The sequence below is a fragment of the Plantibacter sp. AC185 genome (assembly GCF_979258065.1).
Genome location: NZ_OZ409831.1, coordinates 1,939,219 through 1,959,744 on the forward strand (window position 1 = coordinate 1,939,219; position 20,526 = coordinate 1,959,744).

Here is a 20,526-nt window from a genome sequence, read left to right on the forward strand (position 1 = left end):
CCCGGGAAATCAACGATGTGGAGTCGTTGCGACACGATCACCCTCGTCGAAGCCGCACCTCGGTGGCAGAATCCTGACATGCATCTGACCCCCGGTGACACCGAGAAACTCCTGCTGGCCGTCGCCGGCATGGTGGCGAGAGACCGCCTCGGACGAGGCGTGCGCCTCAACCATCCCGAGGCCGTCGCCCTGCTCAGCACCTGGGTGATCGAGCGGGCGCGTGAAGGTGTCGAGGTCGCCACACTGATGGACGACGGCCGCCGCGTCCTCACCCGTGATCAGGTGATGGACGGCGTCGCCGACATGATCGCCGACGTCCAGATCGAGGCGATGTTCCCCGACGGGCGCAAGCTCGTCACCCTCCACCATCCGATCGACTGACGGGAGCAGACATGGCAGGCACGACACGCAGCGGCCCGGGGGCGATCCGGGTCCGGCCCGGTGAGATCGAGTTGAACGCCGACCGGCGCGACGACGAACGCATCACCCTCGTCATCGTGAACACCGGCGACCGGCCGGTCCAGATCGGTTCGCATCTGCATCTGCCCGATGCGAACGCGGCGTTGGACTTCGATCGTGAGGCCGCCAGGGGCTTCCGACTCGACATCCCGTCCGGGACCTCGCAGCGCTTCGAACCCGGAGCGTCGAGAAGCCTCGACGCCGTCGCACTCAGCGGGCTGCGTCTCGTGCCCGGCATCCGCATCGCCCGCACCGACCGAGGGGAACTCGATGGTCCGCATCGACCGTGAACGTTACGCCGCCGTCTACGGCCCGACCACCGGCGACCAGGTACGCCTGGGCGACACCGACCTCTGGATCGAGATCGAACGGGACCTGACCGTCGGCGGCGAGGAGGCTGTCTTCGGCGGCGGCAAGTCCATCCGGGAGTCGATGGCGCAGTCGACGAGGACCCGCGCGGACGGAGTTCTCGACACCGTCATCACGAACGCGATCGTGCTCGACTGGTGGGGTGTCGTCCGCGCCGACGTCGGCATCCGTGACGGACGGATCGTCGCGCTCGGCCGCTCCGGGAACCCCGACATCGCCGACGGCGTCCACCCCGACCTCGTCATCGGACCGTCGACCGACGTCATCTCCGGCGAGGGCCGCATCCTCACCGCCGGCGCCATCGACTCCCACGTCCACCTCATCTCCCCCTCGCAGATCCACGAGGCCCTCGCCACCGGTGTGACCACCGTCGTCGGCGGTGGCACGGGCCCGTCCGAGGGGTCGAAGGCCACCACGGTCACCCCGGGTGCCTGGCATCTCACGACCATGCATCGTGCACTGGACCACCTGCCCGTCAACGTCCTCCTCCTCGGCAAGGGGAACACCGTCTCCGCCGGAGCCTTCGCCGAGCAGGCCCTCGCCGGGGCGGCCGGCTACAAGGTGCACGAGGACTGGGGTGCCACGCCGGCGGCCATCGACGCGAGCCTGCGCGCCGCCGACGAGTTCGGGCTGCAGGTCGCACTCCACTCCGACTCGCTGAACGAGGCGGGCTTCGTCGAGTCGACGGTCGGCGCGATCGACGGCCGCGGCATCCACGCCTTCCACGTCGAGGGAGCCGGAGGCGGACACGCGCCGGACATCCTGACGATCGCGTCACTCCCCCACATCATCCCCGGGTCCACCAACCCGACCCTCCCCCACACGGTGAACACCGTCGCCGAGCACCTCGACATGCTCATGGTGTGCCACCACCTGAATCCCTCGGTGCCCGAGGACCTCGCGTTCGCCGAATCCCGCATCCGGGCCTCCACGATCGCCGCCGAGGACATCCTGCACGACCTCGGGGCCCTGTCGGTCGTCGCCTCCGACGCGCAGGCGATGGGCCGGATCGGCGAGGTCGTGACCCGCACCTGGCAGGTCGCCCACGTCATGAAGGCCCGCCGGGGGCCGCTCGGCGAATCCCTCCCGGCCGACAACGAGCGCGCCAGACGCTACGTCGCGAAGTACACCGTGAACCCGGCGATCGCGCACGGCATCGACCACGAGGTCGGCTCCGTCGAGCCGGGCCGGATGGCCGACCTCGTGCTGTGGGACCCCCGGTTCTTCGGCGTCCGTCCCGCGGTCGTCATGAAAGGTGGCGGCCTCGTCTGGGGAGCGCTCGGCGACCCGAACGCGTCGATCCCGACACCGCAGCCCGTGCTCATGCGCCCGGCGTTCCTGGATGTGATCGGTGCCGACCTCTCGACGACCTTCGTCTCGCCCGCGGCCCTCGACGATGGGCTCGCCGAACGGCTGGGGCTCCGGAGACGCCTCGCCGCCGTCCGACCCACGAGGCACGTCCGGAAGCACGACCTCAAGAACAACGACGCGCTCCCGCGGATCGATATCGACGCGGACACGTTCGGTATCTCGATCGACGGCGAACCGGTCGTGCCGGCGCCCGCCTCCAGCCTCCCGCTCGCCCAGCTCTACACGATGTTCTGAGTGCACGGCATGATCCACGACCGCAGCGCGCACGCGTCGACGACCTCGACGCTCCTCGCGCCGGCCTCGACGACGGTCGCGATGCTGCTCGCGGACGCGCGCCTCCCCTCGGGCGGGCACGCGCACTCCGCCGGCCTGGAACCCGCCTTCGCCGGCGGGCTCCGCGCGGCGCGACTCGGCGCCTTCCTCGAGGGTCGGGCCCTCACGACGACCCTCGTCGACGCCGGAACAGCGGTCGTCGTCCGACACGCGGTCCTGACGGCACGACACGACGATGAGGCAGTGGTGCTCCGATCGATCGAACGGGCCTGGGCCGCCCGCACGCCGAGCCCGGCCATGCGCGAGGCGGCGCGGGTGCTCGGCCGCGGTCTGCTCCGCCTGGCCGCGATCGTCTGGCCGGAGTCGGCCGTGATCGCTCTGCACCGCTCCGCGGGACGAGCGGTCTCCCGGCCCGTCGTGCTCGGGATGATCGCGGCCGCCTCGGGCCTCACCGCCGTCGACCTCGTCCGGGTCAGCGTCTACGACGACGCACAGACCGCTGCTGCGGCGATGTTGAAGCTGCAGCCCGGCGACCCCGCCGACGCGACCGTCGCCGTCCTCCGTGCGTGTGCCGCCGTGGAGCACCTCGTCGTCGACCTCGCAGCCATCACCACCCCGGAGGCGATCCCCGCGTCCGGCTCACCACAATCGGAGGGCTGGGCCGAGGCCCATGCCCTCCTCGACCGGAGGTTGTTCCGTGCCTGAACCCACCACGCCCATCCCGTCCACCTCGACCGCCGGACGCGCACTGCGACTCGGGGTCGCCGGGCCCGTCGGCACCGGGAAGTCGTCGCTCATCGCGACGGTCTGCCGGGTGCTCGCCCAGGAACTCCGACTGGGCGTCATCACCAACGACATCTACACCGACGAGGACGCCCGGTTCCTCCGTTCCGCCGGCGTCCTCGAGCCCGAGCGCATCCGCGCGGTCGAGACCGGTGCCTGCCCGCACACGGCGATCCGCGACGACGTCACCGCCAACCTGCTCGCGGCCGAAGACCTCGAACGCGACTTCACGCCGCTCGACGTCGTCATCATCGAGTCCGGCGGCGACAACCTCACGGCCACTTTCTCTCCGGCGCTCGTCGACGCACAGCTGTTCGTGCTCGACGTCGCAGGTGGCGGCGACGTCGCGCGGAAGGGTGGCCCCGGCATCACCGGCGCAGACCTGCTCATCGTGAACAAGACCGACCTCGCGCCCTACGTCGGCGTGGACGTCGAACTGATGGTCGCCGATGCGACGGCGGCCCGCGAGGGGCGCCCGGTCCTCGCACTGTCCCGCACCGACGAGGCGTCCGTCGCGACCCTGCGCGCCTGGGTGCTCTCGATGCTGTCGGCGCACCGCGCCGGCACGCACGTGCCCCAGGACCCCGGCCCGATGGCACCGCACTTCCACGCCGACGAGGACGGGGGCGGACACACCCACAGTCACGCGCACGACGACGCCCACACCGCCCACGCCCACGACGACGCCACGGTCGGCGCGCACCAGCACTGATCATCCGGGCACCGGGCACTGACACGCAGCGAGGATGGCGACGACGACCATGAGCAGCACACGGATCGAGGTCTCGAGCGGCGTCGAACGCGCACGCGTGGTCCTCGGAGCGGGAGCCGTCGTGCCGCGTCTCGTCGAACGCGGGCCGTCCTCCGCCCGCATCGCCCTCGTCGCGGGTGGTGCGCTCCTCCTCGGCGGCGACGAGGTGTCGATCGAGGTCGACGTCGGCGACGGCTGCACGCTCGACCTCGAGGAGATCGGCGGCACCGTGGCGTACCGGGCCGACGGACGACCCTCCACGTGGACGGTCACGGTGCGCGTCAGTCGCGACGCCTCCCTCGCGTGGGCCGGACTGCCGTTCGTCGTGAGCGACGGTGCCGCCGTCGTGCGGCGGATGGACGTCCGGCTCACCGGTGGCGGTGTCGCCCTGCTCCGGGAGACCCTCGTGCTCGGTCGTTCCGGCGAGCGCGGCGGATGGATCGACACGACCCTCGCCGCGGGCGACGACGACGGGCCGATCCTCCACGAACGCCTCGTCGTCGAGGGTGGAGCACCGATGGTCGGTGTCCTCGGGGAGCACCGCGTCCTCGACACCGTCAGCGCGCTCGGGTTCCGCCCGCCGCCCATCGGCCCCGCCGGCACCGTGCTCGACCTCGACGAACCCGGCGCCGTGAGCCGCTTCCTCGGTGCCGACACCCACGCGAGCCCGCTCGACCAGACCTGGTCGGTCTGGCGAGACGCGCTCAGCCCTGTTCCCCGACCCACTCCCGTCGTCGTCCCCTGAGAGGTCCCATGTCTTCGTCGTCCGTCCAACCCACGTTCGCTCCAGCACCGGTACCCGGCGCGCGGCGCTCCCTCCTCGTCGTCATCGTCGCCGTCGGTGCGCTGCTCCTCCTCGGTTGGGGCGTGTTCGCGTTCGTCGTCCTGCCCGGTCGGTTCGTCCTCGGTTCGGAGGGGGTCTTCGGTGTCGGTCTCGCCGTGACCGCGTTCCTGCTCGGCGTCCGGCACGCGTTCGACCCCGACCACGTCGCCGCGATCGACAACACGACCCGCAAGCTCGTGGCCGACGGTCGCGACTCCGTGGCCGTCGGCTTCTGGTTCGCGCTCGGCCACTCGACGGTCGTGGTCGGCACGGTGATCCTGCTGACCGTCGGCATCGGCGCACTGGCGTCGCAGATCACGAGCGAGTCGTCGCCGCTGTACGCGGTGACCGCGGTGTGGGGACCCGCGGTGGCCGGCGTGTTCCTCGTCCTCATCGGCGCCCTCAACATCGCCCCGCTCCGAGCGCTCCTGCGCGTCCGCGCATCCCGGGGCACCGCGGCCGAACGGGTGACGGATGCGGATGCCGCACTCGCGCGTCGCGGATTCCTCGCCCGCGTCCTCGCGCCCATCAGTCGGCGGGTCGACCGGCCGTGGAAGATGTACCTCGTCGGGCTGCTGTTCGGCCTCGGCTTCGACACGGCGAGCACGATCGCCCTCCTCGTCCTCGGTGCGAACGCGGCGACCACCGCTCCCTGGTACGCGGTGCTCGTGATCCCGTTGCTCTTCACCGCGGGCATGGTCACCTTCGACGCCGCGAACGGACTCGCGATGACGAGCGCCTATCGGTGGGCACACCGCCGGCCGGAGCGACGGATCGACTACAACATCGTCGTTACCGCCCTGTCCGTCGTCATCGCCTTCGCGATCGGACTCCTCAGCCTCTCGACGGCACTCTCCGAGCTGGTTCCGGGTGGTCTCCTGAGCACACTCGCCGCCATCGACCTCGGTGACCTCGGGTTCGCGATCGTGGCGCTCTTCATCCTCATCTGGGCCATCGCCTGGCTGGCGGGCCGCTCCCGTCCCTGATACCGGACGCGTGGCTACGACCGCTCAGCCACGTGGGGTGACCCGGCGGGCCCAGAGCAGCACGGGGATCAGCAGGAGGGCGAGCACGCCGCCCGCGATCGACAGCGCACCGTAACCGACCCCCGCCATCACGACGCCGGACATGACACCGGCTCCGGCACCGGCGAGCGCGATGAGGACGTCGAGCGTGCCCTGGGTGCGTGCCCGGTTGGCGGGCACGGTGTGGTCGACGACCAGCGCGGTGCCCGCGATGAGCCCGAAGTTCCAGCCGAGTCCGAGGAGGGCGAGCGCCAGGATGAGCAGGCCGAGCGAGTCCGCCGGTGCGAGGGCTCCCGTGACACCGGCGAGCAGGAGGGTCACGCCGGCGGCGATCGCCATCGGGGTGCGGCCGATCCGGTCGACGAGGACCCCGGTCACGAGCGAGGGGAGGTACATCGCCGCGATGTGGATCCCGATCACGAGCCCGACCTCGCCGAGGCCGTGGTGGTGGGCGCGCATGTGCACCGGGGTCATCGTCATGACCGCGACCATCGCGATCTGCGTGACCACCATGACCGCGGCGCCGACGTAGGCGCCGACGCCGGGACGCGGGCGTGCGGCGGTCGTCGGCGATGTCTGCTTCGACCCCACCTGCTCCGCAGCGGTCCGCTCCACCTCCAGCTGCGCGAGCTCGGCGTCGAGACGGCGGGCGAGGAGGAACGGGTCGGGTCGGAGCAGCACGAGGAACGCCGTCCCGGCCGCGAGGTAGGCGACCGCGGCGAGGAGGAACGGCCCGGCGAGCGACGGGAGGCCGAGGCCGGTCGCGAACGCTCCCAAGGGTTCGACGAGGTTGGGTCCGGCGACGGCGCCGAGCGTGGTCGACACCATCGCGACGCTGATCGCCGAACCACGTCGGGCCGGGGTCGCGAGGTCGGTCCCCGCGTAGCGGGCCTGCAGGTTCGTGGCGGTCCCGGCACCGTAGACGAACAGCGACACGAACAGTAGCGGCACCAGGGCGGTGGTGGCGGCCACGACCACACCGATCGCTCCGACGCCACCCGCCGCGAATCCGAGTCCGAGCCCGATGCGCCGGCCGAGCCGCTGGGTGACGCGCCCGACGAGGAAGGCGGTGAGCGCGGAGCCGAGGGTCAGGAGCGCGGCTGCGACGCCCGCGAGGCTCATGCTGCCGAGGACGTCCTGCACGAGGAGCGCCCCGACCGTCACCCCGGCGGCGAGACCGGCGCCGCCGAGGACCTGGCTGATGACGACGACCGTGAGCGTCCGCCGCTGGACGCGGGCGCGCTCGGCGGCGATGACAGCTCTGGCGTCGGTCTCCCGGGGATCGCTCTCGCCGCGCTCGCTCATGCTCCGACCGTCAGCGTCGCGTGGAGATGCGACCGTAGGCGTCGACCGTCACGATGAGCGACTCGACCTTGCGGTTCACGACGCGGATGATCACGACGATGAGCCAGAGTCCGCCGGTGATGAGCGTCAGGATCAGGTTCCAGAACCAGCCGATGCGCTTCTGTCGCTGCAGCACGGCCTGCTGGCCCTGCACCGACGACACCGTCCATCCGCGCGCGGCGTAGCGGGCGACTTCGGCGTTCAGGACGGCGGTGAGCTGCTCCATCGGGAGCGGAGTGGAAGAGGACATGCCTCGAATCTACCCGTCGCGGGCAACAGGCCCCTGAGCCCTGGGCTTCCCGGTCCCTGAGCCCGACACCGTCGGTCCCTGAGCCGCACACCATCGGTCCCTGAGCCTGTCGAAGGGCGCCCCGGCTCCCTACGGCCGACCCCTGAGCCCAACACCGTCGGTCCCTGAGCCCAACATCACCGGTCCCTGAGCCCAACATCACCGGTCCCTGAGCTTGTCGAAGGGCGCTCTACGATCGATGTATGCGCATCCGTCTCGCCGAACCTGCCGACCTGCCTGGCGTCCTCGCCATCCACACCGACGCCGTCGCGAACGGTGTCGCGATCTGGACCGAGGTCACACCCGACCTCGCCGAGCGCGAGGCATGGCTCGCCCGCCACCAGGAGCCGGGCCGGGTCGCGCTCGTCGCCATCGCCGACGGCCCCGACGACGCGCTCCCCGAGGGTGAGGTCCTCGCCTACGGCAGCTACGGCCCGTACGCCGCGAAGGACGGGTACCGCCACACCGTCGAGAACTCCGTGTACGTCCACCCGGACGCGCAGGGGCGCGGCCTCGGCAAGGCGCTCATGGTCGAGCTGCTGGAACGCGCCACGACCGACGGCCACCACGTCATGCTCGCCCTCATCGAGGCCGAGAACACCGCATCGATCGCCCTGCACACGAAGCTCGGGTTCGAGCAGGTCGGCCTGCTGCCGGAGGTCGGGACGAAGTTCGGCCGCTGGCTCGACCTCGCCATCCTGCGCCGCACGCTCGCCTGAGCCCTCCCGCCGGTTCACAACTCCTGCTCGCGTCGGTCGCACGTTCGCAGATCGGCTCAGCCCCGGCGTGCCGCTGCGCTCCCGCGACGAACTGCAGGAGTTGTGAACCGGCGGGACGCTCGGCGAGGCGTCCTGCCGGCTGAGGAGCTCGGACCGGATGCTCTGCGCACAACTCCTGCTGGTCGGTCAGAACACCGCCCAGGAGCATCCCGGACCCGGGTACGCGCCCGGGATGCAGGAGTTACGAGCCGGAGACGGGACCCGAGACGACCACCCGGGCGACCGCACCCGCAGCGAGTTCCACGGCGCGCGGCTCGGACGCGCCGGTCAGGACGACCCGGACCGGTGTCTCGCCGAGGTTGCCGAGGATCACGACGGTCTCGCCTGCGGCATCGACGGCGGCGATCGCGGTCACACCGGCCGACGAGACGGGCGACCCGGAGACGGGTGACCCGGCACCGAGCGATACCCCGCCGATCTCGACCGCGACGCGCTGCCGTCCGCTGAGCTCGGCGATCCACCCGAGCACCCGGCCGGCGGCCGTGAGCGTCCCGTCGGCCGCGACGAGCCCACGAGCTCCGGTCGCCTCGAAGTACGACAGCGATTCGACACCGGAGACGGCCAGGGCCGCGACACTGCCGACGACCCAGGCACCGAGCGCCTCCGCCGACTGCCGACAATCCGTCGCGCCGGGTACGTGCTCCGCACCGAAGCCCGCGCGGAGTTCCGGGTCGCGGGAGTCACCGGCGCTGGCCCGCGTGGTCGCGACCGCGTTGTAGCGGGCGCCGAGCGTGACCGGCCCGACGTGCAGCGGGCGTCCGTCGGCGATCCTCACGGCGTCCGCCACGACGACGGCCTGCATGCCGAGCGACTCGACGAGCTGGTGCCCGCCGCGGTCGTGCATGAACGGCGTGATGCTGAACGCCACGGGGCCCGTCCAGCGCTCGAGGCGCGCGTGGTTGCGGTTGAGCTCCGTGAAGTGCGCGCGCGTGCCGCCGACGAGCTCGGGATGCGGCGTCGGGCTCTCGGCCCACAGGGCCTGCAGGACGTCGCCGAGCGCGGTCAGCAGCGTGACCTCGGAGAGGTGGGTACGGCGATGGAACGCCCCGACGCGCACGACGGGCACGGCCGCCTCGCGGAGCCGTCGCAGCACCGGCTCGGCCTCCTCACCCGTCCCGAGCACGAGTCGGAGGTCGAGGGGCCTGGTGCCGGCCTGGCGCACGGCGCGGTCGAGGATGGCCGGCCAGTCCGGGTTCGTCGGGTCGATCTCCACGAAGATCCCGGCGATCGGGTCCGGGACCACCGCACCAGCGCGTCCACCGTCGGGGTCGCTCGACACCGAGGTCGAGATCGTGGGGACGACGCTGTCGAGTGGCGCGCCGATCCGCCCGTCGACAGACTCCAGGACCGGGTCTTCTCCGTGCACCGCGACCTCCGTCTCGGGCACGACGGTCACGGCGAGCGGCGTCGCCAGTGGGGCCTCGGCGCGCTCGGCAGCGTCGACCCGCGCACAGCTGACCTCGACGGACTGCTCCACGACGTCACCGACTGCCAGGGCCACGGGGAACGGCATCGAGAGCGGCGTCGAGTAGGTCTTGAACGAGGCGTCGGTCCAGTTGCGCTGGTCCTCCATCTCGAAGACGTCACCGCTGAAGCGGGCCGTGGTCGCGATGCGGTCGCCGGTCCAGGCGAGGGACTGGATGCGGAGCGCCGGCTGATGCGGAGCGACGCGCTCCGGAAGGAGGGTCGTCGTCGTGGACCCCTCCGGGTGGCCGACGACGAGTTCGGTGCCTGCGAGGGCCGGTGACTGCAGCACGATGAGACCGATGCGCGCGCGCCGGAACGCGGCGGTCACCTCGGCCCGGACGGCGACCCGCAGTGTCGACGCTCCGAGGTCGACCGACAGGGACCATGCGACGGTCTCGCCGTCGTCGCCGACCCGGCCGCGCAGGTGCAAGCCGCTCGTCGTGTGGTCGACCGCGTCGACGATGACGGGCAACGTCTTCCAGTCCTGGTCGCGGACGACGAAGCGGATGCTGCGCAGCACGAGCTCGCCGTCGAAGGCGATGTCGTCCAGCTCCGAGCCGCGAAGCGAGGCCGACCAGGGCCCCCGGCCGACGGCGAGGGCGTCGCGCTCGCGGTCGAGCAGCAGGTCGGATGCGACGCGGAAGGTGGTTCCCAAACGCGAGGTCATGATCGTCGGCTCAGAGGCTCGTCATGCCGCCGTCGACCCGGAAGGTCGCTCCGGTGGCGAAGCTCGACTCGTCGCTGGCGAGGTACACCATGATGCCCTCGACGTCCGAGGCCTGGCCGGGACGACCGAGCGGGATGCGCCCGACGATCGCGGCGCGGGACTCGGGGTCACCGGAGATCGCGGTGACGAGCGGGGTCTCCGTGTAGCCGGGGACGACGGTGTTCACGCGGATCCCCTGATCGGCGTAGGCCGCGGCGACGGTCCGGCCGAGGCCGTGGATCCCGGCCTTCGTGGAGCTGTACGCCGTGAAGTCGGCGCCCTCGCCGTTGAGACCGGTCGGGCTGCCCGTGAGGATGATCGAGCCGCCCCGGCCGAGCATGGCGCGGACGGCGTGCTTCGTCGTGAGGAAGGTGCCGGTGAGGTTGATGTCGACCGTGCGCTGCCAGACCTCGAGGTCGAGGTCGGCGATCTTCGCGTCCTGGCCGAAGAGCTGTACGCCGGCGTTCGCGACGACGACGTCCGGGGTCTTGCCTGCTGCGTCCATGACCGCGAAGGCGGCCTCGACGCTCGCTTCGTCGGCGATGTCGAGTCGCACGGCGATGGCGGTCGGGAAGGGTGCCGCAGCATCGCGGGCGGCCTGGATGTCGCGGTCGGAGAAGACGACGGCGGCGTCCTCCCGCGCGAACCGTTCGGCGACCGAGCGTCCGATCCCCGATCCGGCACCCGTCACGAGCGCGGTCTTTCCTGCAAGTCGTCCAGTCATCGTCGCCTGTCTCTCGTGCGGTGTTGCGGGGGTGGTGTCGCGGGTGTCGCAGTGGCTGTCGCGGGTGGTGCATCGGATCGTCTGCAGCCTATCCGGCACAACCGGTTGACCGCATGTGGCGTTCGCAATTCAGGACGGCCGCTGCGCGCTGACCCGGATCGGGGGTGGAACGGGCCGACGCGCCGGGCACGTCCTGAATTGCGAACAGTTCGGGAAGTGGGTTACCGCTCGATCTTGTCGAGGTGGAGCATGGCGGCGAGGTTCTTGTCGAGCTCGTCGTCCTGGAAGACCTTCTTCCAATCGTCCTTGATGATCGCGCTGCGGCCGTAGTCCATGGCGATGAGGCACGCGTCGGAGAACGGGTTGTCGCCCTTGAGCGAGTTCGCGAGGGCGACCTGCGTGTGGCCGAGGAGGATCGCACGAGCGGCCGGCTCCGGCACGCCCATGGTGTTGACGGCCTCGTCGAGCGACTCCTTGAGGAGCGCACCGATCATGCAGGCGATCGTCTCCACGAGGGTCGGCTCGAGCTGCGCGAGCTGCTTGACCGTGACCCAGTGGACCTCGCCGACGGGGGCGAAGATCGCCCGGACGACGGCCTCGACCTGCGCCTGCTTCTCAGCGTCGTCGGACTCGATCGCCGCGATGGCGTCCTGGAGGGCGGCGATGCCACCGAAGGTGTCCGCGTACTCCTCGGGCGTGTGGCGCTCGACGAAGACGGAGGGGTGGCAGGGGTGCGTGACGGCCTGGATGACGTCGTCGCGACGCGTCAGCAGACCCGCGTACGCTGCGGCCGGGTCGAGCGTGAGGAGCACGGCGCCCGACTTCATGAGCGGGACCACGCCGGCGGACACGGCCTTCAGGGCGAGGTCCGGGACGGCGAGGATGACGACGTCGGCGTCGGTGACGGCCGCGTCGGTCTCGGTGAGCTCGCGACCGGCCTCGGTCACACGCTCCTGGCCGGCGGGCGAGACCTCGCTGTAGAAGACGGTGTGGCTGGTCTTCACGAGGTTGTTGGAGACGCGCATGCCCATCTTGCCGCCCGCGCCGATGACGGCGATGGTGAGCTGGTCCGCGACGGTGGTGGTGTCGGTCATGATCTTCCTTCTCTCAGGTACTGCAGGTTGTGTGCGGTCCACGTGCGCTCGAGCTCGATCGTCTCCGTGATGGAGTCGCCGAGCGGGAGCCAGTGTTCGATGATCTGGTTGACACCGCGCTCGTCCGGTCGGACGACGGCGGTGAGGGCGGGGTAGTCGAGCAGGCCGGTGCCGAGCGGGGCGCCCTCGAGGGTGAAGCCGACCCAGCCGCCCCGGCGGGTGAACGCGAAATCCTTGACGTGGATGTTGCGGACGTACGGAGCGGTTCGCTCGATGACGTCACGCGGGTGCTCGAGCCGGGCCACGGTGTTGGCGGGGTCGAGGCAGATGCCGAGGTTCGGGTGGTCGACGACGGTCACGAGGTCGACGAGCTCCTGCAACGACAGCTGCTCGTAGGTCTCGAGCGCGATCGTCACGCCGGCCGCTTCGAACGCCGGGAGCACCGCGCGGAGTCGATCGACGGCGTCCGCGTGGGACGGCCGGTCGTCGCCGGACGTGACCATGCTGCGGAGGAGCTTCGCGCCCAGCACGGTGGCGATGTGGAGGAAGCGTTCGAGGTGCGCGACCGCGATCCCCTTCGTCCCGAGTTCGAGGGTGACCCCGCGCTCGCGGGCGACCTCGGCGATCTGGCGCAGCTCATCGTCGGACATCGACTCGATGCGGGCGTCGTCGCAGATCTGGAAGAGCTCGACGCCGGCCTCAGCCGTGCGCTCGATCATGCCGATGACGCTCAAGCGCTCGGGTGCGAGCTCGGAGCCCTCCCAGAAGAAGGTGTAGGTGCCGAAGCCGATCATGCTGTCCTCGGTCCCTGAGCCTGTCGAAGGGTGCCATCCTGAGCTTGTCGAAGGGTGCCATCCTGAGCCTGTCGAAGGGCCTCGTCGAGCACGGCCTCGAGCGCCGCGACGTCGTGGGCGAAGCGTCCGAGGAACACGCCGTCGACGTCGTCACCGAGGGCGGTCAGCAGACCGGGACCCGCACTGCCGCCGTAGATCACGGAGCTGCCGACCCGGTCGGGCCGCTCGGCGATCGACTGCTTCAGGATCGCGCCGACGGCTCGCACGTACTCGGCAGACGCGGGTTCAGCCGCACCGATCGCCCAGACGGGCTCGTAGGCCACGATGATCGGCCCGGCGACGGCATCGGCGAGCGCGGAGTCCAGCTGGCGCACGCACTCCGTCGCAGCCGCCTCGGGTGTCGTGCGCTCGACCTCGCCGATGCAGAGGACCGGCGAGAGGCCGTTGCGGAGGGCCGCGGCGGTCTTCTCGGCGACGACATCGTCGGTCTCGCCGAAGAGCGAGCGGCGCTCCGCGTGGCCGACCTCGACCACGGCGACGCCGACCTCGGCGAGCTCGGGGCCGCCGACCTCACCGGTGAACGCACCACGGTCCGCGCTCGCGAGGTCCTGTGCTCCGACCAGCACGCCCGTCCCGGCGAGGGCCGCCACCGACGGCACGACCGCGAGGTAGCCGGGGATGACGAACAGTCGCACGCGACCATCGACCACGGCCTCGTGCCGACGGGCCAAGGCGCCCACCTGCTCGATCCACTCGAGGGTCTGCGCGTGGCCGAAGTACATCTTCAGGCTCACGCCGACCACGCGGGGCGCGGTCGACGCAGGCACGGCCGACGGGGACGGGGTGGTCATCAGCAGGAGCCCGTCGCCTCGTACTCACCGATGACGGCGACCTTCTCGGCGCTCGCGCTGGTCTCGTCGAAGCGGTAGGTGAGCCACTCGCGGACGAGGCGGCGGGCGAGCTCGATGCCGATGACGCGCTGGCCCATCGTCAGGACCTGCGCGTTGTTGCTGAGGACACCGCGCTCGACGGAGAAGCTGTCGTGTGCCGTGACGGCGCGGATGCCGGCGACCTTGTTGGCCGCGATCGCGACGCCCAGGCCGGTGCCGCAGAAGAGGAGCGCGCGGTCGGCCTGGCCGGACGCGACGAGTTCCGCGGCGGCGATCGCGACGCGCGGGTAAGCGGTGTGGCCATCGGCGTCCACGCCCACGTCGACGAGCGAGGCGACGCCGTCGTGCTGCTCGAGGTCGCGCTTGACGATCTCCTTGTAGTCGAACCCGGCGTCATCCGAGCCGATGACGATGCGCAGCTGATCGGTCATGCGTGTACTCCTTCGTTGGTGGTGGTGCTGGTGGAGCCGTCCGGTGCGGTGGTGCCGCCGGCGCGCTCGAGGACGGGGACGATCGCCGTGACGATCAAGCCGAACGAGTAGGCACCGGCGTCGACGGTACCGAGACTCTTCTCGGCGTGCGGACGGGCGCGGCCCATCTTCGGCAGGAGGTCCGCTGTCTCAGCGGCAGCGGTGGAGGCTGCCGCAGCGGCGGCAGTCCAGGCGGTGACGAGGTCGGAACCGTCGGCGACGGCTGCGCTCAGGGTGGTGGTGAACGGCACGAGCGCGTCGACCATCGTCTTCTGTCCGACCTCGGCCTTGCCGAACGACATGATGCCGTCGACCGCGGCCTGCACGCCGGTCGCGACGTCGGTGCGACCTGGTGCGACCTCGTCGCCGAGGGCCGTTCCGACCGAGCGGAGCGCGAGGCCCCACAGGGCGCCGGACGTGCCGCCGGCGCGGTCCGCCCAGGCGTCGCCGGCCAGGTGCAGGACGGTGTGGGCACCGGCCCCGGCATCAGCGGCGGCGTGTGCGGCGGTGACGGCGGCACGAGCACCGCGCTGCATGCCGATGCCGTGGTCGCCGTCACCCGCGACGGCGTCGATCCGTCCGAGCTCCTCGACGTTCGTGTCGATGACCTGGACGAGCGCGTCGAGGGCATCGACCACGACCGCGGCGGCGGCGCGGGACGCGTCGGTGGACTCGGGGATCTCGGCAACCGTCTCGGCGACGAGCTCCGAGGGGTCGAGCTGCTCGGCCGCTGCGACGACTCCCTTGCGGTAGGCGGGGGTGTCGGCACCGGCAGCCCAGAAGCCCTCGAGCTCCTCGTCCAACCAGAAGAGTGTGAGCGAGACGCCGGCCATGTCGAAGCTCGTGACGAGCTCGCCGACCTCGGGATCGACGATCTCCACCCCTGCGGCCTCGAGCTGCGCGGCGACCGCACGGTAGACGACGAACAGTTCCTCGTACTTCACGGAGCCGAGCCCGTTGAGGATGACGCCGACGCGAGCGCCCGTGGCTTCGGAGACACCCTCGGGCAGTTCCGCGAGCAGCGAGGAGACGAGCAGGGTGGCGAGTTCATCGGCCGTCGGCACGTCGGTCTCGTCGATGCCGGGCTCGCCGTGGATGCCCATGCCGACCGCCATGCGACCCTCGGGCACGGTGAACAGCGGCTCGGTCGCGCCCGGCAGGGTGCAGCCACTGAACGCGACGCCGAAGGATCGGGTGCGCTCGTTCGCGTGGGTGGCGACGCGGACGACCTCGTCGAGGTCGTAGCCCGCCTCGGCCGCGGCGGCAGCGGACTTGAAGACGGTGAGGTCGCCCGCGATACCGCGACGCTTGTGCTTCTCGGCGAGGGGCGCGCTCGAGATGTCGTCGGTGACGGCGACGCTGCGGGTGGGGATGCCCGCCGCGTTCAGCGCGTCCTGCGCCTGGGTGAAGTGGAGCACGTCGCCCGCGTAGTTGCCGTAGCTCAGGAGGACGCCGCCGCCACGCTGCGCCGCCTTCGCGACCGACTCGACCTGGTGGGCGGACGGCGACGCGAACAGGTTGCCCATCGCCGCGCCATGAGCGAGGCCCTGGCCGACGATGCCGCCGAACGCCGGGTAGTGGCCGGAGCCTCCGCCGATGACGAGCGCGACCGTGCCCTCGGGCGTCCGGGTGCTCCGGACGACGCCACCGGTCACGCGCCGGACCTGGTTGCGGTTCGCGGCGACGAAGCCGTCGATCATCTCGTCGGCGAAGTCCGCCGGATCGTTGAAGAGGCGTGTCATCGGGTCTTACCCGTGAGGTCGTCGTGCGAGACGCGCAGCTCGCGAGAGCTCCGCTGCTTCGAGAGGATCACCATGAGCGTCGCGGAGATCATCATGAAGCCACCGACGATGAACATCGGGACGACGTACTGCGGGGTGTCGCCGACCTTGGTGAGGTCCGCGACGGCACCGGTGATGTACGGCGCCGAGAACCCGGCGAGGTTGCCGACCGTGTTGATGAGCGCGATGCCTGCAGCCGCTGCCGCACCGGTGAGGAACTGCGTGGGCAGCGTCCAGAAGTTCGGCAGCGCGGCGAAGATCGCCATGGCGGTGACCGCGATGATCGCGATGGTGAGGGCGGGCGAGTTGGCGAAGAGCGCGAGCGGGATGCTCACGGCGCCGACGATCGCGGGGATCACGATGTGCCAGGTCTTGAGACCACGACGCGTCGCGTCACGAGACCAGAAGTACAGGGCGATGGCGGCCGGCACGTACGGGATCGCCGTGATGAGGCCCTTCTGCATGACGTTGAACTCGACGCCGAAGCTGGCCTGGAAGCCCTCGATGATCGTGGGGAGGAAGAAGCCGAGCGCGTAGAGGCCGTAGATGAAGCCGAAGTAGATGAACGCGAGCATCCAGACACGACCGCTCGTGAACGCGTGCTTGAGGCTGACGTGGCCCTGCTTCTGCTCCGTGGTGGCCTTCTCGTGGGCCAGGGCCGCCGTGAGCCAGACCTGCTCCTCGGTGGTCAGCCACTTGGCGTCCGCGGGGCGGTCCTTCAGGTAGAACCAGGCGATGACACCGATGAGGATGGCCGGGAGACCGACGCCGAGGAACATGAACCGCCAGCCCTCGAGGCCGAAGAACACGCCGTGCTGGCCGATGAGCCATCCGGCGAGGGGTGCGCCGATGACGGTGGTGAGCGGCTGCGCCAGGTAGAAGAGGGCGAGGATCTTGCTGCGGTGCTTGGCCGGGACCCAGAGGCTCAGGAAGAGGATCGCGCCGGGGAAGAAGCCGGCTTCGGCCACACCGAGCACGAATCGGAGGATCGCGAGCTGCTCGAAGTTGGCGACCCAGGTGAACAGGACCGCGACGATGCCCCAGGTGACCATGATGCGGGCGAGCCAGCGGCGGGCACCGAACTTGTTGAGCGCGAGGTTGCTTGGCACCTCGAGCAGGATGTAGCCGATGAAGAACACGCCGGACGCGAAGCCGAACTGGGCGGCGGAGAGCGCGAGGTCCTCGTTCATGCCGTTGGGGGCGGCGAAGCCGATCGCGGTGCGGTCCAGGTAGTTGATGAAGAACATCAGCGCCACGAACGGCACGAGACGGATCGAGACCTTCCGGATGGCTGATCGCTCGACAGCCGGATTGGCCGCGGGGGCGGTGGTGTCCACTATGACTCCTCGGGTGAGCGGCATCGATGCCGCGGGCAGGGCGTGGTCCGGGCCGGACCGGAATGAACGATACATCAACCGGTTGACCAATTCAAGCATCGCTGGTCCCCCGAGCACCCCTCCCGGTCCCTGAAGCACCCCACCCGGTCCCTGAAGCACCCCTCCCGGTCCCTGAAGCACCCCTCCCGGTCCCTGAGCTTGTCGAAGGGCCGCGATACAGTGAACCCATGCCTGCGTTCCCGGATCGGCCGACCGACGACATCTCGTCCAGCCTCGGACCGGTCGCCGTGGGATCCGCCGTCTCCGCCGTCGCGAAGCGCCTGCTCGACCACTTCACCAGCGGCGAGATCGCCCCGGGGACCCGCCTCCCACCGGAACGTCAGCTCGCCGCGTCCCTCGGCATCGGGCGCTCAGCCGTCCGCGAGGCACTCGCGGCGCTCGAGATCCTCGGCGTCGTCGACGTCCGCCCGGGCAGCGGCACCTACCTCCGCGGCAGTGTCTCCGAGCTCCTCCCCGAGACGCTCAGCTGGGGCCTCATGCTCGGCGAACCACGGACCCGCGAACTCATCGAGGTGCGCGGGCAGCTCGAGGTCTTCGCCGCCGGCCTCGCCGCGACGCGCATGGACGACATGGCGCGCAACCGGCTCCGCAACCACCTCACCGCGATGAGCGAGGCGGGTGCCAACCGCACCAAGTTCATCGAAGCCGACCTCAAGTTCCACCTGGAGCTCGCCTCGGCCACCGGCAACCGCGTGCTGTCCGACCTCCTGCAGAGCATCCGCTCGCTGCTCCGCATCTGGGTGGAGCGCGGCATCCACGAGGACGTCGACGCACAGCGCGCCTTCGAGGAGCACGAGGCCGTCTACGAGGCGATCATGTCGGGCGACCCCGCCGCGGCCACGGCCGCGATGCAGCACCACATGGACACCGCGACCGAGCGCCTCAACCGCACCCTCACGGCGTAGCACTTCGACAGGCTCAGTGACCGGGGTTCGGCTCAGTGACCGGGGTTCGGCTCAGAGACTGGATCCCGTCCGGGGCCGCACTTCGACAAGCTCAGTGACCGGAGGGGGCTACTCAGTGACCGGGGTTCGGCTCAGTGACCGGGTCCGGTCCCTGAGCTTGTCGAAGGGCGGTCAGGCGCGGATCGCTCCGACGACCGCGTCCACCGCGGCCTCCACCGCCCGCGTCCGCGCATCGGCATCCTCGCCCTCCGAGTCGTGGACGAAGGTCGTCACGCCGCGGCGAGCGCCGCAGAAGTCGACGATGCCGTGTTCGAGCTGCGTCCGCATCGCCTGCTCGTAGCCGTGGCGGTCGTACACCCCGGCGTCGTCACCAGCGATCGGCACGAGGTGCACGCGCAGGCGGTCGAGCTTCCGGACGATCCCGCCGTCCGCGTCGAGGCCGAACGCCCAGCCATTGACGAACACGCGGTCGAACCAGCCCTTGAGGAGTGCGGGCGCCGACCACCAGTACACCGGGAAGACGAGCACGAGGTCGGTGGCCCGGTCGAGCCGCTCCTGCTCGGCGGCCACGTCCACGGTGAAGTCACCGCCGACGCGGTAGGTGTGGCGGTCGGCGAGCGTGTACCGCGGGTCGAAGCCCTCCGCAGCCAGGTCCGCGACCTCGACGCTGGTCGAGTCCGAGGTCGATCGCAGCTCCTGGGCAAGCCGCTGGGCGAGGTGATGGGTGAGGGAGTCGGGGTCGGGATGGGTGGTCACGATGAGCGTCGGCACACTCCATCATCGCCTGCATCGGACGCAGGATCAGCCGTTCGGCACCCTCCGCAGGATGACCGGGGTCCGTCCGCCGACTGATGCCGACGGCGCGGCGAGCGCCCTACAGTTGTCGGAATGAGCGGATGGACATGGCAGGCGTGGGTCGGACTCGTCGGCGGCACGCTGATCTTCTTCGCCGTCCTCGGCCCGATCCTCCTCGTGCAGCTCCGTCGCTACGGCCAGATGTCACTCCCCCGGGTGATCGGCGCTGCGGCGGTCAGTGTCTACGCGGTGGCCCTCGTGGCGTACACGCTGCTGCCACTGCCGGACGAGCGCGCGAACTGCAGCACGGCCCACGGCGCGCTCGAGCTGATCCCCGGGCACTCGATCGGGGACATCGCACGAGAGACCGCCGGGCTCTCCGTCCTGAGCACCCTGACGAGCCACGCGTTCCTCCAGGTCGTCCTGAACGTGATCCTGTTCATCCCGTTCGGCGCCATCGCGCGGCGGTACTGGAACCGCGGGCTCGGTGTCTCCATTCTGCTCGGGGCGCTCGTCTCCCTCCTGATCGAGTCGACGCAGTACACGGGCATCTGGGGCTTGTACGAATGCGCCTACCGGGTGGCCGACGTCGACGACGTGATCACGAACACGGCCGGTGCCGCGATCGGAGCACTCATCGCTCCGATCGTCCTCGGGTGGATGCCGAGCGCGCGAGCCCTTCGTGCCACTCGCGACCGGGCGCGACCCATCACCGTCTGGCGACGCTGGTTCGGCATGGTGCTCGACGCGTTCGCCGTGAACCTCTCGATCACGGTGCTGTCGCTCGTGTTCGTCGTCCCACGCGTCCTGCTCACGGGTGCGACCGGGACCGCCAACGACCCGACGCTGCCCGAGGTGCTCAGCATCGGTGCGGGCACGGTCGTCCTCGTGATCGTGCTGCCGGCGCTCATCGGGAGCGGTGCGTCGCTCGGGCAACGCCTCGTCTGGCTCGCTCCGCAGTGGCCGGACGGACGCGGATCGGCGGCGCGGCGCCTCTACCGCGGGTCCGTCGTGGCCCTGCCGTACATCGCCACGACGACCGCCGCGCAGATACCCGACGCCACGAGCGGCCTCACCCAGACGATCGTCGGGATCATCGGGATCCTCAGCTTCATCATCGTCACCACGGCCGTCGTCTCCGTACCGTTCACCCGGCACCGCCGCGGCGTCTCGTACGTCTCCGTCGGCGCGGACCTGCGCGACGCCCGCACGACCACGCCGTAGCGCGACAGCAGGA

At 70.7% G+C, this 20,526-nt stretch carries 21 protein-coding genes; 10 read left to right on the forward strand and 11 right to left on the reverse strand.

The features are described 5' to 3' along the window. The first annotated feature begins 78 nt into the window (after window positions 1-78). Genes ACZZZB_RS09265 through ACZZZB_RS09295 form a run of 7 tightly spaced genes read left to right on the forward strand, consistent with a single transcriptional unit; the run spans window position 79 to window position 5,815 of the window. Window positions 79-381: an urease subunit gamma gene (locus tag ACZZZB_RS09265; protein ID WP_191940070.1), complete on the forward strand. Its 303-nt coding sequence runs from the start codon at window positions 79-81 to the stop codon at window positions 379-381. An 11-nt stretch (window positions 382-392) separates the two neighbouring features. Then, a complete protein-coding gene (ureB, locus tag ACZZZB_RS09270; RefSeq protein WP_229940040.1) occupies window positions 393-749 on the forward strand; it encodes an urease subunit beta in 357 nt (118 codons plus the stop codon). Next, window positions 730-2,433, forward strand: a complete 1,704-nt coding sequence (locus tag ACZZZB_RS09275) for an urease subunit alpha (protein ID WP_463529513.1) — start codon at window positions 730-732, stop codon at window positions 2,431-2,433. Before ureB ends, ACZZZB_RS09275 begins: the two co-directional genes overlap by 20 nt. 9 nt (window positions 2,434-2,442) lie before the next feature. Further along, complete coding sequence (locus ACZZZB_RS09280) at window positions 2,443-3,177, forward strand: urease accessory protein UreF (protein WP_463529514.1); 735 nt, start codon at window positions 2,443-2,445, stop codon at window positions 3,175-3,177. Then, entirely contained in the window at window positions 3,143-3,967 is an 825-nt protein-coding gene (gene ureG / locus ACZZZB_RS09285; protein WP_463529515.1) for an urease accessory protein UreG, read from the forward strand. The genes ACZZZB_RS09280 and ureG overlap by 35 nt, the downstream gene beginning before the upstream one ends. Before the next feature lie 49 nt (window positions 3,968-4,016). Continuing rightward, on the forward strand, window positions 4,017-4,751 hold the full coding sequence (locus tag ACZZZB_RS09290; RefSeq protein WP_229940042.1) for an urease accessory protein UreD: 735 nt from the start codon (window positions 4,017-4,019) through the stop codon (window positions 4,749-4,751). Window positions 4,752-4,759: 8 nt separating this feature from the next. Then, window positions 4,760-5,815 (forward strand): HoxN/HupN/NixA family nickel/cobalt transporter, encoded by a 1,056-nt coding sequence (locus ACZZZB_RS09295; protein ID WP_191940065.1) that lies wholly within the window; start codon window positions 4,760-4,762, stop codon window positions 5,813-5,815. Window positions 5,816-5,839: 24 nt separating this feature from the next. On the opposite strand, the gene ACZZZB_RS09300 is transcribed toward ACZZZB_RS09295, so the two are convergent. Together ACZZZB_RS09300 and ACZZZB_RS09305 are read right to left on the reverse strand one after the other, a co-directional pair. Beyond that, window positions 5,840-7,159 carry an MFS transporter gene (locus ACZZZB_RS09300; RefSeq protein ID WP_229940044.1) on the reverse strand — a complete coding sequence of 440 codons (1,320 nt, stop codon included), beginning with the start codon at window positions 7,157-7,159 and terminating at the stop codon, window positions 5,840-5,842. A 10-nt stretch (window positions 7,160-7,169) separates the two neighbouring features. Continuing rightward, the gene (locus ACZZZB_RS09305) at window positions 7,170-7,448 is read right to left on the reverse strand and encodes a hypothetical protein (protein ID WP_138945899.1); all 279 of its coding nucleotides are present in this window, start codon (window positions 7,446-7,448) and stop codon (window positions 7,170-7,172) included. A gap of 242 nt (window positions 7,449-7,690) precedes the next feature. On the opposite strand from ACZZZB_RS09305, the gene ACZZZB_RS09310 reads away from it, so the two are divergent. Next, complete coding sequence (locus ACZZZB_RS09310) at window positions 7,691-8,206, forward strand: GNAT family N-acetyltransferase (protein WP_229940045.1); 516 nt, start codon at window positions 7,691-7,693, stop codon at window positions 8,204-8,206. Between the two features lie 241 nt (window positions 8,207-8,447). On the opposite strand, the gene ACZZZB_RS09315 is transcribed toward ACZZZB_RS09310, so the two are convergent. The 8 genes from ACZZZB_RS09315 to ACZZZB_RS09350 form a co-directional block, all read right to left on the reverse strand. Beyond that, window positions 8,448-10,400, reverse strand: coding sequence for a hypothetical protein (locus ACZZZB_RS09315; protein WP_463529516.1), 1,953 nt, complete (start codon window positions 10,398-10,400; stop codon window positions 8,448-8,450). 10 nt (window positions 10,401-10,410) lie between these two features. Continuing rightward, window positions 10,411-11,163: an SDR family NAD(P)-dependent oxidoreductase gene (locus tag ACZZZB_RS09320; protein ID WP_064295403.1), complete on the reverse strand. Its 753-nt coding sequence runs from the start codon at window positions 11,161-11,163 to the stop codon at window positions 10,411-10,413. Window positions 11,164-11,384: 221 nt separating this feature from the next. After that, window positions 11,385-12,257: a phosphogluconate dehydrogenase C-terminal domain-containing protein gene (locus tag ACZZZB_RS09325; RefSeq protein WP_079704514.1), complete on the reverse strand. Its 873-nt coding sequence runs from the start codon at window positions 12,255-12,257 to the stop codon at window positions 11,385-11,387. Further along, on the reverse strand, window positions 12,254-13,051 hold the full coding sequence (locus ACZZZB_RS09330; protein WP_463529517.1) for a sugar phosphate isomerase/epimerase family protein: 798 nt from the start codon (window positions 13,049-13,051) through the stop codon (window positions 12,254-12,256). Before ACZZZB_RS09330 ends, ACZZZB_RS09325 begins: the two co-directional genes overlap by 4 nt. Further along, on the reverse strand, window positions 13,048-13,902 hold the full coding sequence (locus ACZZZB_RS09335; RefSeq protein WP_463529518.1) for a triose-phosphate isomerase family protein: 855 nt from the start codon (window positions 13,900-13,902) through the stop codon (window positions 13,048-13,050). Before ACZZZB_RS09335 ends, ACZZZB_RS09330 begins: the two co-directional genes overlap by 4 nt. Beyond that, window positions 13,902-14,372: a ribose-5-phosphate isomerase gene (locus ACZZZB_RS09340; RefSeq protein ID WP_064295405.1), complete on the reverse strand. Its 471-nt coding sequence runs from the start codon at window positions 14,370-14,372 to the stop codon at window positions 13,902-13,904. Before ACZZZB_RS09340 ends, ACZZZB_RS09335 begins: the two co-directional genes overlap by 1 nt. Then, window positions 14,369-16,153 carry a dihydroxyacetone kinase family protein gene (locus ACZZZB_RS09345; RefSeq protein ID WP_463529519.1) on the reverse strand — a complete coding sequence of 595 codons (1,785 nt, stop codon included), beginning with the start codon at window positions 16,151-16,153 and terminating at the stop codon, window positions 14,369-14,371. The genes ACZZZB_RS09340 and ACZZZB_RS09345 overlap by 4 nt, the downstream gene beginning before the upstream one ends. Continuing rightward, on the reverse strand, window positions 16,150-17,529 hold the full coding sequence (locus ACZZZB_RS09350) for an MFS transporter (RefSeq protein WP_240043985.1): 1,380 nt from the start codon (window positions 17,527-17,529) through the stop codon (window positions 16,150-16,152). Before ACZZZB_RS09350 ends, ACZZZB_RS09345 begins: the two co-directional genes overlap by 4 nt. Before the next feature lie 227 nt (window positions 17,530-17,756). Here ACZZZB_RS09350 and ACZZZB_RS09355 point away from each other — a divergent pair, with 227 nt between their 5' ends. Continuing rightward, the gene (locus tag ACZZZB_RS09355) at window positions 17,757-18,494 is read left to right on the forward strand and encodes a FadR/GntR family transcriptional regulator (RefSeq protein ID WP_064295407.1); all 738 of its coding nucleotides are present in this window, start codon (window positions 17,757-17,759) and stop codon (window positions 18,492-18,494) included. Window positions 18,495-18,665: 171 nt separating this feature from the next. Here ACZZZB_RS09355 and ACZZZB_RS09360 read toward each other — a convergent pair whose 3' ends face one another. After that, window positions 18,666-19,265 (reverse strand): NAD(P)H-dependent oxidoreductase, encoded by a 600-nt coding sequence (locus ACZZZB_RS09360; RefSeq protein ID WP_463529520.1) that lies wholly within the window; start codon window positions 19,263-19,265, stop codon window positions 18,666-18,668. A 117-nt stretch (window positions 19,266-19,382) separates the two neighbouring features. Here ACZZZB_RS09360 and ACZZZB_RS09365 point away from each other — a divergent pair, with 117 nt between their 5' ends. Next, window positions 19,383-20,513, forward strand: coding sequence for a VanZ family protein (locus ACZZZB_RS09365; RefSeq protein ID WP_137242776.1), 1,131 nt, complete (start codon window positions 19,383-19,385; stop codon window positions 20,511-20,513). Window positions 20,514-20,526 lie beyond the last annotated feature (13 nt).